10 protein-coding genes and 1 other annotated feature are annotated in these 13264 nt (G+C 58.7%); of the genes, 4 read left to right on the forward strand and 6 right to left on the reverse strand.

Translation table 11 applies throughout. The features are described from left to right. Positions 1 to 10 precede the first annotated feature (10 nt). The 4 genes from EIO64_RS15940 to EIO64_RS15955 are packed head-to-tail and all read left to right on the forward strand — an operon-like array spanning position 11 to position 4569. The gene (locus EIO64_RS15940) at positions 11 to 661 is read left to right on the forward strand and encodes a potassium channel family protein (protein WP_025543703.1); all 651 of its coding nucleotides are present in this window, start codon (positions 11 to 13) and stop codon (positions 659 to 661) included. Between the two features lie 36 nt (positions 662 to 697). Next, a complete protein-coding gene (locus EIO64_RS15945) occupies positions 698 to 1189 on the forward strand; it encodes a LysR family transcriptional regulator (RefSeq protein ID WP_119310766.1) in 492 nt (163 codons plus the stop codon). A gap of 40 nt (positions 1190 to 1229) precedes the next feature. Next, positions 1230 to 3875, forward strand: a complete 2646-nt coding sequence (locus EIO64_RS15950; RefSeq protein ID WP_025543701.1) for a sensor histidine kinase — start codon at positions 1230 to 1232, stop codon at positions 3873 to 3875. After that, the gene (locus EIO64_RS15955; RefSeq protein WP_021750429.1) at positions 3868 to 4569 is read left to right on the forward strand and encodes a response regulator; all 702 of its coding nucleotides are present in this window, start codon (positions 3868 to 3870) and stop codon (positions 4567 to 4569) included. Before EIO64_RS15950 ends, EIO64_RS15955 begins: the two co-directional genes overlap by 8 nt. Before the next feature lie 1167 nt (positions 4570 to 5736). Here EIO64_RS15955 and EIO64_RS15960 read toward each other — a convergent pair. The 6 genes from EIO64_RS15960 to EIO64_RS19060 form a co-directional block, all read right to left on the reverse strand. Continuing rightward, the gene (locus EIO64_RS15960) at positions 5737 to 6114 is read right to left on the reverse strand and encodes a dehydroquinate synthase/iron-containing alcohol dehydrogenase family protein (protein WP_136891619.1); all 378 of its coding nucleotides are present in this window, start codon (positions 6112 to 6114) and stop codon (positions 5737 to 5739) included. Positions 6115 to 6381: 267 nt separating this feature from the next. Continuing rightward, entirely contained in the window at positions 6382 to 7110 is a 729-nt protein-coding gene (locus tag EIO64_RS15965; RefSeq protein ID WP_249390710.1) for a creatininase family protein, read from the reverse strand. A 586-nt stretch (positions 7111 to 7696) separates the two neighbouring features. Then, positions 7697 to 9784, reverse strand: coding sequence for a glutamine synthetase III family protein (locus EIO64_RS15970; protein WP_119310768.1), 2088 nt, complete (start codon positions 9782 to 9784; stop codon positions 7697 to 7699). 59 nt (positions 9785 to 9843) lie between these two features. Beyond that, positions 9844 to 11427 carry an asparagine synthase B gene (gene asnB / locus EIO64_RS15975; RefSeq protein WP_136891620.1) on the reverse strand — a complete coding sequence of 528 codons (1584 nt, stop codon included), beginning with the start codon at positions 11425 to 11427 and terminating at the stop codon, positions 9844 to 9846. A gap of 48 nt (positions 11428 to 11475) precedes the next feature. Further along, positions 11476 to 11723, reverse strand: a binding site (T-box leader). 124 nt (positions 11724 to 11847) lie between these two features. Beyond that, on the reverse strand, positions 11848 to 12939 hold the full coding sequence (locus EIO64_RS15980; RefSeq protein ID WP_346730047.1) for an FAD-dependent oxidoreductase: 1092 nt from the start codon (positions 12937 to 12939) through the stop codon (positions 11848 to 11850). After that, positions 12864 to 13253 (reverse strand): hypothetical protein, encoded by a 390-nt coding sequence (locus EIO64_RS19060; protein ID WP_346730048.1) that lies wholly within the window; start codon positions 13251 to 13253, stop codon positions 12864 to 12866. Before EIO64_RS19060 ends, EIO64_RS15980 begins: the two co-directional genes overlap by 76 nt. Positions 13254 to 13264: the final 11 nt, after the last annotated feature.

The raw sequence follows: 13264 nt of genomic DNA on the forward strand, positions 1-13264 counted from the left end.
GATGAAATACATGAAGACAATTTTGCTGATCGGTTTAGGCCGCTTCGGCCGCCATGTGGCCATGAAGCTCCACGAATTGAACCATCAGGTGATGGCGGTGGATCAGGACGAGGAAAAAGTCAACCGGATTTTGCCCTATGTGACCAGCGCCCAGATCGGAGACAGCACAAACGAGGAATTTTTGGCCTCTTTGGGGGTGCGAAACTTTGATGTATGTATCGTCGCTATCGGCGATAATTTCCAGAGTTCTCTGGAGACGGCTTCCCTGCTGAAGGAGGCGGGGGCGAAAAAGGTGGTGGCCCGGGCCGCACGGGACATTCAGGCCAAATTCCTGCTGCGAAACGGGGCGGACGAGGTCGTCTACCCAGAGCGGCAGATCGCGGTCTGGACCGCCATCCGATACAGCTCGGATAATATTTCGGACTATATCGCGCTGGGGGACGATCATGCCATCTTTGAGATTCAGGTTCCGGATAACTGGGTCGGCAAGACCATCGGCCAGCTGGATGTCAGGAAACGGCATCATGTGAGCATACTGGCCATCAAGCAGAACGGACACTTCGCCATGACGGTCATTACGCCGGAGACCTGTCTCCCGGCCAACAGCACCATGCTGGTTTTGGGAACAAACCAGAACGTTCAAAAATGCTTCCACATCTAGCGGCTGCGGCTCCAGGCATGGAAAGGACAGGTTGGGATGGAGTATATGATTTTGCTTGGCGGCCTTCTCGTGTTTGCGCTGGTCGGTTTCTGGATGATGGGAAGGGTTGACAGGTTTCTGAATGCGGCGCGGGCAGAGCAGGAGGGGCGGCAGCATGCCGAGTGCTTGAAGATCGCGGCATCGGACCCCTGTGTGATGCAGCCTGTTTTTAAAACTGTGTCGGCGCTTAAGGAGCAGCACCCGGACTTGTGGTGTGAGCTGTCCTTCGGAAGAGAAGCGGAGGTTTTGGGATGTCTCAGCACAGGCAATGTGGACGTTGCGATTCTCCCCGGTGAGACAGGGGGCGGAGCGGCGTTTGAAAGCAGAGACTTTCTGTTTTCGCCGGTTTCTTTCCGGGCGGTGGAGGATTGCACGACCTTGTCATCTATCGACACAAGCGTGCGGCGGCAAAGGATATTGCTGAAACAGAATACATCTGCTTCCCTGGCTGCGGAATTTGTTCAGAGAATTTGTGAACAGAAACCGTAGAAACGTGCTATAATAGAGCCGTTTGAAGGGAGGCGGTAATATGGAGACTTCTGCGCAGGTCGGACGGGGAGAGCGGAGGCGGAAAGGATCCCTTACGATTTTTGCCGGTTATTTCTCCGGCACGGGAAAGACCTACCGGATGCTGGAGGCTGCCGGCCGCGCCGTGCGGGCTGGAGAGGATGTTGCCGTCGGCCTGCTCTCCTGCAGCCAATGGCCGCAGACGCAGATCTTGGCGGATGGCTTTGAGACGCTGCCGCTCAAAGCGTTTTCGGAGGCGGGGAAGACCGTTTATGAGCTTGACGTGGATGCCTGTCTGAAGCGCGGCCCAAGGCTTCTCTTGATCGACGAGCTCTCTCATGAAAACGCGGGCGGCTCCCGCCACAGAAAACGCTGCCAGGATATTGAAGAACTGCTGCAGGCAGGGATTGATATCTATACGACGCTGGATGTACAGCACATTGAGAGTATTCAGGACACCGTTTCCGAAATTTTGGGCGCTCCGGCCGAGGAGCGGATTCCGGACAGGGTGTTCGATCAGGCCGCGCGCGTGGAATTCGTGGACTGTGAACCGGAAGACCTGCGGGAACGCCTGATCCGGCAGGACCGGACGGATCTGCTGTCTGAATATTCACAGCCCAAATTGAGCGCGCTTCGGGAGCTTGCCCTTCGCCGCTGCGCGGACCGGACGGCTCTGGATACACAAAAGAGCCGGGGCGGAGAGAGGTACCGGACCCGGGAGCATGTCCTGGTCTGCCTTTCCGCAGCACCTTCCAATGAACGTGTCATCCGAACGGCTGCCCGGATGGCCGACGCGTTCCGCTGCGGCTTTACGGCGCTGTTTGTTGAGACAAAAAATTTTCAGTCCATACCGCAGCCGGATCGGAACCGTCTGAGGGCCAATCTGCGTTTGGCTCAACAACTGGGTGCATCCGTCGAGACGGTATATGGCGATGACGTGGCCTACCAGATCGCCGAATTTTCCAGGCTGTCCGGCGTGACCAAGATTGTGCTGGGCCGTGGAGAGACTTCCAACCGCATCCTGTTTTGGAAGCCCTCGCTGACGGAACGGCTGGTTGAGCTCACACCGGAACTGGACATCCACATCATTCCTGACACTGGAACAGCAAGGCGGTTTGCCTCCCATTACAAAAAAGAGCTGTATGCACCCGCGGTCCCCCTCCTGGATTTGCTGAAAAGCACTCTGCTCCTGGTGCTGTCTACGCTGGTGGGCCTTATCTTCTATTATCTGGGCTTGAGCGAGGCCAATATCATCACAGTCTATATCCTGGGGGTGATGCTGACCTCTATCTTCACAAAGAGCGCGGTTTGCAGCTTTCTGAACTCGGTTGTGGGCGTCTTGGCGTTTAACTTCTTTTTTACGGAGCCAAGATTTTCACTGCATATCTACGCCAGCGACTATATGGTCACATTTTTGGTCATGTTTCTGGCATCCCTTCTTACAGGCTCTCTGGCCGCCAAGCTAAAATCTCTGGCGAAGCACTCAGCCCAGCTGGCATGGCGGACCAAGCTTTTGTTTGAAACGAATCAGGAATTGCAGAAGGCCGGAACCCAGGACGAGATCCTTTCTGTCACCGCACGGCAGCTGCTGAAGATTTTTCAGCGCGATATTGTCACCTATCGGTCAGATCAGGGACAGCTGGACGCGCCGAAGATCTTTCCGGTTGATGATGCGTTTTCCGAAAGCAAATACTCCGCCGCATCGGAGCATCAGGCGGCCCAGTGGGTTCTGACCAACAACAAGCGGGCGGGCGCCGGGACGGAGACGTTTTCGGATGCGTGCTGCACATATCTGGCCGTCCGGACCGCAGAACAGGTATATGGGGTCATAGGCGTCGCGGCCTCTGGCGAGGAGATGGATTCCTTTGAAGGCGGACTGCTCCTCTCGATCCTGGGGGAGTGCGCCCTCGCTATGGAAAACCAGAAAAACCTGGAGGAGAAAGAGGCGGCTGCGGTCCTGGCCAAGAACGAGCAGCTGCGGGCCAATCTGCTCCGCTCGATTTCCCACGACCTGCGCACACCGCTCACCTCCATCTCCGGAAATGCCAGCAACCTTCTCTCCAACGGAGATATGTTTGACGCAAAGACCAAGCATCAGATGTATGTGGATATTTATGACGACGCCATGTGGCTCATCAATCTGGTGGAGAATCTATTATCCGTCAGCCGCCTGGAGGGAGGGCAGATGAATCTGCACCTGTCCACAGAGCTGATAGGTGAAGTGGTGGCTGAGGCGCTGCGGCACATCAACCGCAGAAGCGCGGAGCACCATCTGCATATCCAGAGCGGCGACGAGTACCTGCTGGCGCAGATGGACGCGCATTTGATCGTGCAGGTCATCATCAATATCGTGGACAATGCGATCAAGTACACGCCGCCTGGCTCTGACATTGAGATTAGCTGGGAGCGGCAGGGGCGGTTCGCCGCACTGTCGGTTGCTGACAACGGCCCGGGCATTCCTGACTCGGCAAAACCCCGCGTTTTTGACATGTTCTACAGCGCCTCGAACCGGATTGCCGACAGCCGTCGCAGCATGGGGCTGGGGCTGGCGCTGTGCAAGTCTATCATCACGGCCCATGGCGGGGAGATCACGGTGGCTGACCACGCGCCCCATGGGACAGTTTTTACGTTTACCATACCAATTGAGGAGGTTGAATTGCATGAATAAACCCTTGATTTTGGTCGTGGAGGACGATGCGCCTGTCCGCAGTCTGATCACAACGACTCTGCGGGCGCACGATTACCGTTTTCTCTCTGCGGCCAACGGGGAATCCGCTATTCTGGAAGCCAGTTCGCACAATCCGGACATCATGCTGTTGGATTTGGGACTGCCGGATCTGGATGGCGTAGAGGTGATTCACCGTGTCCGCACCTGGTCGAATCTGCCGATTATTGTGATTAGCGCCCGCAGCGAGGACACGGATAAGATTGAGGCGCTGGATGCCGGGGCAGATGACTATCTGACCAAGCCGTTCTCCGTGGAGGAACTGTTGGCCCGTCTGCGGGTAACCCAGCGCAGGCTGGCTACCCTGCAGGCCGGAGTGGTGAACGAAGGCGCTGTATTCACCAACGGCAGGCTGAAGGTGGATTATGCTGCGGGGTGCGCGTTTCTGGGCGAAGAGGAACTGCATCTGACGCCCAGTGAGTACAAGCTGCTATGCCTGCTGTGCAAGAATGTGGGCAAAGTGTTGACGCACACCTTCATCGCCCAGCAGATCTGGGGCAGGAGTTGGGAAAACGATGTGGCATCTCTCCGGGTCTATATGGCCACCCTGCGCAAGAAGTTGGAACGGGATCCGGATTCTCCGCAATATATTCAGACGCACATTGGAGTAGGGTACCGGATGCTAAAGGTGGAGTAACAGCGGATGCATTCCAATTTCAGTGAAAAGATCGTTTTATTCTTCATGTGATGTGTGATGCATTTTGCGGCACTTGAAATACTGGATTCCATGGGCATAAATGAGTCGAGATTGAAAAAAATTGCCTGGACGACTGTTTGACACCTATTTGTAAATAACCCGGAGCTGTTGCGGTGCAACGGTTCCGGGTACTTCTCCTCAATGTGCCGAAATTTGTGCAACTCCACGGAACCCCTTGTGCTCCAATGAGTTTCTCTTTGACGGACTGAGAACTCCAACTTTGCAGACCATTGCCTCGAATGCAGCTGGGCGCACCAAGGACCGCCGAAAATTAAAAATTTTCGGCGGTCCTTGTCTGCGGCTATGAAAAACGGCCCACTGACAAATTGGAGCTGCGGGGGATGTCCCATCCGACAGTGTGACAAAGGCGAAAGAGACAGCCCCGGCGTTCATGAGGCAGAGGCGTCCCGGCAGCGGTCTTTACCGCAGGTACAGGGCATTCCGGCTGATGAGAAACGTAAGAGCGGTTGTTTCTGCTGCCTGTCTGGCCTATCCGGCGTGATGGGGAAATTGGGGTTCCAAGTTTTTAAGAGCCGACAAATCAACTGGGAGGCGTATGCGCAGAAACTGGAGGCTCTGTGAGAAGGAGGAAGCCTGTCCCGAAAGGGGCAGGCTTCCTTTGCTGTGAGATGGATACTATTGAGAGCGGTTAAAGAGGATAAAAATAAAGTTTATACGGGGCCCCATGGTACAACCAAGTAAAAAGGCGGCCAAAACACGATGAAGGGACTGTATGAACTGTTGTCATACTGCCGGCCCTATCAAAGGACCGCATACTTGCGTGGAGTGATTGGCACGGTATTCCCGCGGTGTCATACCAGAGAGAACATTGAGCTGCTTATGGAAGTAAATTGCGCTGTCCAACCCGCAGCTTGAAAAGAACCACACATGTGTCTATTCAGAAGGAAAAACCATTCAACGTTATGATGCCAATATGGAATAAATTTGCCCAGCTACAAATTGTTGAATATAACCTTGATTAGCTGCGCAGGGAAAAGCCGCAGTACCGCGCGGAGCGGTTTTTTCGCAATAGGCACCTAGCGATATTGTGTGTTCGATGATTATTGATCGTCTTCCTGCAGAAAAACAAGGAGAGCAGTCTGGGGGTTATCTGTTCTTAAAAATGCTTCCTGCCGTATCTGCAGTCAAGAGCGCATCTGCAATTTCTGCTTTCGGTGCGTTTTTGGGTACCGACTGAACAATCGTGCAGAAGGGAATCAGCTTGCCGTGGAGAATTCTGTGCAGCTCAGGAATAAGGGCATAGCATTTCCGGATGCTGTGAGTCACCGCTAGAATGCCGCGCTCAAAACCGACGCCGGATGGATGGGTGCTGACCTCAATGATGTTGTCCGTGGCAGATGTGCAGATCTTGCGTTCTCCTGCGAATGTTGCCGCATAGCCGTTCTCCGGCAGAGGGTGGCCAACCATATATCCGCGATGGCCGGAGGCCCCCCGACGCGGCTGTTGCTTCTCGAGTGCAGGCAAGCCCCGGTTTCAAACCATGTCACCATTGCGTCACCCATTCCTGCGACCTAAAATCTTGCGGGAGGAGGGCAGATCATGCAGGGATCTACCATAACAATATCAGGGCTTGCATCTAAAAACAGATAGGCGTCAAACACACCCCGGTCATCATACATCGCGCTGAGAGAAGAGCGGGGAGTCTGCTGAGCACACCTGAAATCTGGCATCTTCGGAAAGCCAGAGCAGGCAGAAAACGGAAAGTCTTTCTGCCTGTTCTGAATACTGGAGTTACTTCTTGTAGTAGGTGGGTCGGCCCTTCTCGTCGTGGTCCTTGTCGAAGGTGGGATAGGCGCCGCCGTTGAAGCCGTTGTAGCCCAGGGGATTGCGGAAGCCCAGGGGGTTCTTGCCCACAGGATGGGTCTCCAGCAGCTCCTTGATCAGCTCACTGTAGCCCTCCACAACGGCCTCCACCAGCAGCTTGTCGCCCTTCTCCTTGGTGGCCTTGGTGGGGTTGCCGATGACGCCGTAATCCAGGTCGTCCTTCTCCAGCAGCGCGAAGGTGCCCTCAGCGCCGTAGAACTGCCAGCGGTGAGAGGCCTCGCCGGGAGCCATCTTCCACTTGGGGTCCACCAGGGGCGTGCCGCCGCCGTCGATGGCCAGGTCCATGTGGACCAGGTCGCCGTACAGGGACAGCGCCATGGAGGTCTCCGCCTCGTCGGCGTGCCACATGAAGTCCTCCAGCACGTTCTTGTTGTCCCGCAGGAAGTCATACCAGGTGGAAGCCAGAACGAAGTAGCCCTCCGCTGAGCGACGGTTCTGCAGGCTGGCAGGGCCGTTGCCCGCGAGGCGGCGGACCTGCTGTCCATTCAGTATTATGTCCGGGACATCGAAGAAGAGATAGCCAAGCGCATGAAGCAGCCGGTCAAGGAGATCAGCGAGGTGGAAAAGGATGCTGAGAGCCGCTTCGATGTCTTCGGCAACATTCTGGCCCAGGTGTTGGCACTGAGTCCTCTCCATAAGGGGGTATTGGAGTGCCCGCCCGATTTGGCAGAGCGACTCCGAAGGCGTTCCTCTCTGGAGATGGTCACGACATCACTTTGCCAACAAGGGGCCGGACACAGACTGCGCGGTGCTGCTATAAACGATTGGTTATCCCAAAGCACAGCCCTGTCCACCAATTTGGGTGGACAGGGCTGTGCCGTGCATGAAATGGCAGGTTCAGAATTGAAAAGTCGCTGTGTCTCTTGATTGGCCTCCGCCGCGGCAATGAACTCCCGGAATACAAGGGGGCCTGCCTACGGTAGGAACAGGGGCAGGGGCCTATTGGCTCCACATCGGGCTGGATGTCCGGGTCCGGCAGTTCTGCTTCCGGTGCCGGGTGGGCTTTTCCATTCAGAACCCGATGTACGCATAAAAGGCCCGGGCCGGTTGTTGCCCGCCTCTGATGACAAATACTGCCCCGTGCCGCCAGGGGGCCCTGGTGCCCAAGGCCGGGGCCAGACATGGGCCAGACTTCTGGAGGGCGACATTCACCCCGCCACCGGCAGCCGACCCGGGGAGGCCGCCGCAATTCCCGCCCCCGGGCCGAATACTGTGCTGCGGATCAGACGGAGAACAACAGGTCGGAGTAGGTGGGGAAAGGCCAGCGGTCAGAGCTGGTGAGGGTCTCCAGCTGATCGGCAGCCCGCCGGGCGGTATCCATATCGGGGATCAACACATCATGGCTGTATCGCATAGCTTCCGCAGCGTCCGCGGGAATTGCAGACAGGTCCGTCTCCAGCTTGTCGGAGGCGGCCATCAGGGCATCCGTCAAGCTGCCGATCTGGCAGGCAGTGCTGACCTCATACTGGCAGCAGGCACCCAGGTCCTTTTTGGTACCGGCCCGGCTGCACAGGTCCCCGGCAAAGGCGGAGACGGCGGGTAGGATTTGGCGGCGGATCATGTCCGTCATGGTCCGTGCCTCGATACAGATGACCGTAGAGTAGTTCTCAATGTGGATCTCCGCCCGGGCCTCGATCTCCTCCTTGGTGTAGATGCCGTGCTTGACAAACAGATCCACGTTTTTGGGAGCGGTGTACATGGGCAGAGCATCAGCGGTGGAGGTCAGGTTGGAGAGGCCACGCTTCCCGGCCTCCTCCAGCCAGGCCTCGTCATAGCCGTTGCCGTTGAAGATGATCCGCTGATGCTCGGTGAATACCCGGCGGATCAGCTTCTCCAGGTCGGCCTGGAAGTCCCGGGATACCTCCAGCTCGTCCGCAAACTGTTCCAGTTCCTCGGCCATGATGGTGTTCAGGGTGATGTTTGGACCGGAGATGGACTGGGAGGAGCCCAGCATCCGGAACTCGAACTTGTTGCCGGTAAAGGCCATGGGGGAGGTGCGGTTCCGATCCGTGTTATCCTGGGGGATAGCGGGCAGGGAGTCCACGTCGATCTTCAGCGTCCGCTTGCCGGTGCTCTGGAAATCCGTGTCGTTGATGATGGAGTCCACCACAGCGGAGAGCTCGTCTCCCAGGAAGATGGAGAGCACGGCGGGCGGTGCCTCCTGGGCGCCCAACCGGTGGTCGTTGCCGGGGAAGGCCACCGTGGCCCGGAGAAAGTCCTGGTAGTCGTCCACACCTTTGACGAAGGCCGCCAAAAACAGCAGGAACTGGGCATTCTGCCGGGGGGTGGAGCCGGGCTTGAACAGGTTCTTGCCCGTGTCGGTGGAGAGGGACCAGTTGTCATGCTTGCCGGAGCCGTTGACGCCCGCGAAGGGCTTCTCATGGAGCAGGCACACCAGTCCGTGGCGGTCGGCCACCTTCTTCATCATTTCCATGGCCAGCTGGTTCTGGTCGCAGGCGGAGTTGGCATCGGAGAACACCGGCGCCATCTCATGCTGAGCAGGGGCTACCTCGTTGTGCTTGGTCTTAGACAGGACGCCGAGAGCCCAGAGCGTCTCATCCAGATCCTTCATATACGCGGCCACTCTGGGGCGGATGGCACCGAAGTAATGGTCCTCCAGCTCCTGCCCCCTGGGGGGCTTTGCGCCGAACAGGGTCCGGCCGCACATTCGCAAGTCCTCCCGCTTCTCATAGAGGGCCTTGTCAATCAGAAAATACTCCTGCTCCGGCCCTACCTGGGCAGTGACCCGCTTCGTCTCTGTGTCGCCGAAGAGCCGGAGGATGCGGACCGCCTGGCGGCTGACCTCGTCCATGGACCGCAGAAGAGGCGTCTTCTTGTCCAGGGCTTCGCCGGAGTAGGAGCAGAAGACGGTGGGGATGCACAGGCTGCCCTCCTTGATGAAGGCAAAGGAGGTGGGATCCCAGGCGGTGTAGCCCCGGGCCTCAAAGGTGGCCCGCAGACCGCCGGAGGGGAAGGAGGAGGCATCCGGTTCACCCCGGATCAGCTCCTTGCCGGAGAATTCCATCATGATCTTTCCGCCGCCCACAGGGGCGATGAAGCTGTCGTGCTTCTCCGCCGTGACGCCGGTCATGGGCTGGAACCAGTGGGTGAAATGGGTGGCGCCTTTTTCCACGGCCCACTGCTTCATGGCCTCAGCGATCTCATTGGCGGTGGAGAGGTCCAGGGGCGTCCCCTCCGTCACGCACTTCTTCCAGGCGCTGTAAGACGCCGAGGAGAGACGCTCCTTCATAGTGCCTTCGTTAAATACCAGACTCCCAAACAGCTCCGGCAATTTCTTCGTCTCACACATCACACAAAACCTCCTGTCTCAAATTCGTTCTGTATCAAAAAGGAATGCGGAGAGCTTTCTCACATTCCGCTCTGACCGTAGTTGGAGAGGACCCGGGCGGAGGGATCGTCCACGTCGCAGCCCTCCCAGGACCGGTTGGGCATCCAGAAGTCCCGGATCATCCGGGCCTGGCCGGGGTAACACTGCTCAAAGATCTCCCGGTACAGCAGGCTCTCCTTGGTGAAGGGCGGACAGTAGTCATACTGTTTGCGTCGGGTCTCAAACTCAGAATCCGTGTACTTCTCCTCCGCGTAAGCCTTCAGGTCGTCCACCATGGAGTGGCCCACTGCGTCGGAGAAGGCGGCCTTCTGCCGCCAGAGGATGCTGTCCGGCAGCAGGCGGTCCTTTTCAAACGCGTGGCGCAGCAGGTACTTGCCCATGCCATAGGTGTTCATTTTCAGCGCCGGATCCACCGCCATGACGTATTTCACGAAGTCCAGGTCGCCGAAGGGGACCCGGGCCTCCAGAGAGTTGACGGAGATGCACCGGTCCGCCCGCAGCACATCGTACATGTGCAGCTCATCCACCCGCTTTTTGGACTCCTGCTGGAAGGCTCCGGCGCTGGGGGCAAAGTCTGTGTACTTGTAGCCGAACAGCTCATCGCTGATCTCGCCGGTCAGCAGCACCCGGATGTCCGTCTTTTCGTGGATGGCCTTGCAGCAGAGATACATGCCCATGCTGGCCCGGATGGTGGTGATGTCCCAGGTGCCCAGGGCGGCGATGACGACGGGCAGGGCCGCCAGAACCTCCTTCCGGGTCATATAGACCTCCGTGTGATCGGCGCCGATGAACTCCGCCGCCTCCCGGGCGTACTTCAGGTCGATGGCATCCGTGTCCATGCCGATGGCGAAGGTACGGATCTTCTTCCCCAGAATTACGGAGCTGATGGCGCACACCAGGGAGGAGTCCAGCCCGCCGGAGAGCAGGAAGCCCAGGGGAGCGTCCGCGTCCAGCCGTTTATCCACCGCCGCGATCAGCTTGTTGCGGATGTTGCGGCAGACGGTCTCCAAGTCATCGGGGGAGTACTGCGTGACGGTGGTGAGATCCGCATAGCGGACAAATTTTCCGTCCGCGTAATAGTGTCCCGGCGGGAAGGGGCGGATCCCCTTACACAACCCCACCAGGTTTTTCGGTTCGCTGGCAAAGACGATGGCGCCGGAGCGGTCATAGCCGTAGTACAGGGGCCGGATGCCGATGGGATCCCGGGCTGCGATGAGCTCATCCCGCTTGGAATCGTAGATGATGAGGGCGAACTCCGCGTCCAGCTTGGCGAACATCTCCAGGCCGTACTCCCGGTACAGAGGAAGCAGGATCTCACAGTCGCTGCCGCTGCGGAAGGAGTAGCCTTTTTCCGTCAGCTGCCGCTTCAGGGGGCGGAAGCCGTAGATCTCGCCGTTGCAGACCACATAGTCCCCGTCCAGCTCAAAGGGCTGCATCCCCGCCTCCGTCAGGCCCATGATGGCCAGCCGGTGAAAGCACAGCCAGCCGGACGGCGTCTCGAGGATCTGAGACATGTCCGGTCCCCGGGACCGGGTTCGGTCAAAGAAGGGCAGAAGTTCCTCCTTGGTGTAGGTCTTTTTGGAAAAACCCATAATTGCGCACATAGATAGAAGCACCTCCGAAATAAAAAAGATCGCAGCTCCGTCCTGAAATTTCAGGACGAATAGCTGCGATCCGCGGTGCCACCTGACTTGCCCCCTGATCGGGGACCTCTTTGACTAGGCTCCAACAAGCCCGCGTGAGGTAACGGTCACGACTCGTTTCACTTACTGGCGGTCTCCCGCGTTCAGATCACAGCTACGGAGTGTTCTTCCCGCGGATTCTTTGGTACGGGGTTCTCACCATCCCCCGCTCACTGGCCCGGAACATCCGCGGTACTTTTCTCCATCAACGCCTTTGCTGATGTTAAAATTATGGTCTAAAGATTACCACTGGGGATATCCGCTGTCAATGTGGGAATATCCCAAAACCCAGCTGAAAATTTCCTGAAATTTCTCCATCCTTGTGTCAGGGGGATGTCCCATCTACCCAATGGAGCGTACCAGATTCGTGTAGCCGGTCAGATACCGGTCCACCTCCGCAGCGGCGGAGCGCCCTTCGGCGATGGCCCACACCACCAGGGATTGGCCCCGGCGCATATCGCCAGCGGCGAACACCTTGTCCGCATTGGCAGCATAGCTCCCCGGCGCTGTGCGGACCGTCCTGTCCGCCTCCACACCGAAGGCCTCGCACACGCCCCGCTCACACCCGGCAAAGCCGGTGGCGCCGATCAACAGCTGGCAGGGCAGGGTATCCCCCTCCGTGGTGACCACACCGGTCAGGGAACCGCTTTCCCCCGCCACCAGGCTCTGGACCTGGACGCCGAACCGCCGGGGATCCTGGCCCGTAACGGCCAGCGCCTCTTCGTGGGCGTAATCCAGCGGCAGGCTTCCCGCAGCGTCCAGGTAATCCGTCCGGGGACGGCGCACCAGCTGGGTCACGGAGCGGCAGCCTTGCCGCAGGGCGGTGGCCACACAGTCGCTGGCGGTATCGCCAGTGCCGATGATAACCACATCCAGCCCGGAGGCGGAGGGAACCGCCGCCTCCGCCTTGCCGAACTGAGCCCGCTCCACAGCAGCCTTCAGGTACTCGGTGCCGTAGCATACGCCGGAGATGCCGGTGGTGTCCAGTCCCAAGGGCCGGGGTGCTCCGGCCCCGCAGCAGAGGATCACCGCGTCGTACTCCGCCAGCAGCCGCTTTGCCACGGCACCCTCTGAGGCGTCCACACCGCAGACGAAGGTGACGCCCTCCTCGGTCATCAGGTCGATGCGCCGCCGGACCACAGATTTGGGCAGCTTCATATTGGGGATGCCGTACATCAGCAGACCGCCGGGGTGCTCCGCCCGCTCGATGACGGTGACCATGTGGCCCCGGCGGTTCAGTTGGTCCGCTGCCGCCAGGCCCGCCGGGCCCGAGCCTACCACGCAGACCTTCTTCCCCGACCACTGGGGCGGCCGGCGTGGGCGGAGCTTCCCGGCGCCAAAGGCCGCTTCGATGATGCTCAACTCATTGTCCCGGACCGTAATGGGGTCCCCATAGATGCCGCAGATGCAGGCGTTTTCGCAGGGGCGGGGCACACGCGGCCGGTGAACTCCGGAAAGCTGTTGACCTTCAGCAGCCGGCTGAGGGCGTGGCCCCAGTTGCCGGAGAGGATCATGTCGTTCCACTCGGGGATCAGGTTGTGCAGGGGACAGCCAAAGGCCTTTCCCTCATATATCATCCCCGCCTGGCAGAAGGGGACGCCGCAGTTCATGCACCGGGCGCCCTGCTGGCGCCGGATCTCCTCCGGCAGGGGAAGGTGGAACTCCTCCCAGTCCCGGACCCGCTCCGCCGCGGGCCGGCGGCCATCCTCCCGGCGGGTATATTCCAAAAAGCCGGTGGGTTTTCCCATGTTGTCCAGCC

Origin of the sequence: Dysosmobacter welbionis (assembly GCF_005121165.3) — a bacterium.
GTDB classification, from domain to species: domain Bacteria; phylum Bacillota; class Clostridia; order Oscillospirales; family Oscillospiraceae; genus Oscillibacter; species Oscillibacter welbionis.

Excerpts from the sequence above, each read along its gene's own strand:
- EIO64_RS15970 (WP_119310768.1), bottom strand. The coding sequence starts at position 9,784 with ATGTGTGAGACGAAGAAATTGCCGGAGCTGTTTGGGAGTCTGGTATTT.
- EIO64_RS15945 (WP_119310766.1), top strand. The coding sequence starts at position 698 with ATGGAGTATATGATTTTGCTTGGCGGCCTTCTCGTGTTTGCGCTGGTC.
- EIO64_RS15940 (WP_025543703.1), top strand. The coding sequence starts at position 11 with ATGAAGACAATTTTGCTGATCGGTTTAGGCCGCTTCGGCCGCCATGTG.
- EIO64_RS15965 (WP_249390710.1), bottom strand. The coding sequence starts at position 7,110 with ATGGAGAGGACTCAGTGCCAACACCTGGGCCAGAATGTTGCCGAAGAC.
- EIO64_RS19060 (WP_346730048.1), bottom strand. The coding sequence starts at position 13,253 with ATGGGAAAACCCACCGGCTTTTTGGAATATACCCGCCGGGAGGATGGC.
- EIO64_RS15955 (WP_021750429.1), top strand. The coding sequence starts at position 3,868 with ATGAATAAACCCTTGATTTTGGTCGTGGAGGACGATGCGCCTGTCCGC.
- asnB (WP_136891620.1), bottom strand. The coding sequence starts at position 11,427 with ATGTGCGCAATTATGGGTTTTTCCAAAAAGACCTACACCAAGGAGGAA.
- EIO64_RS15950 (WP_025543701.1), top strand. The coding sequence starts at position 1,230 with ATGGAGACTTCTGCGCAGGTCGGACGGGGAGAGCGGAGGCGGAAAGGA.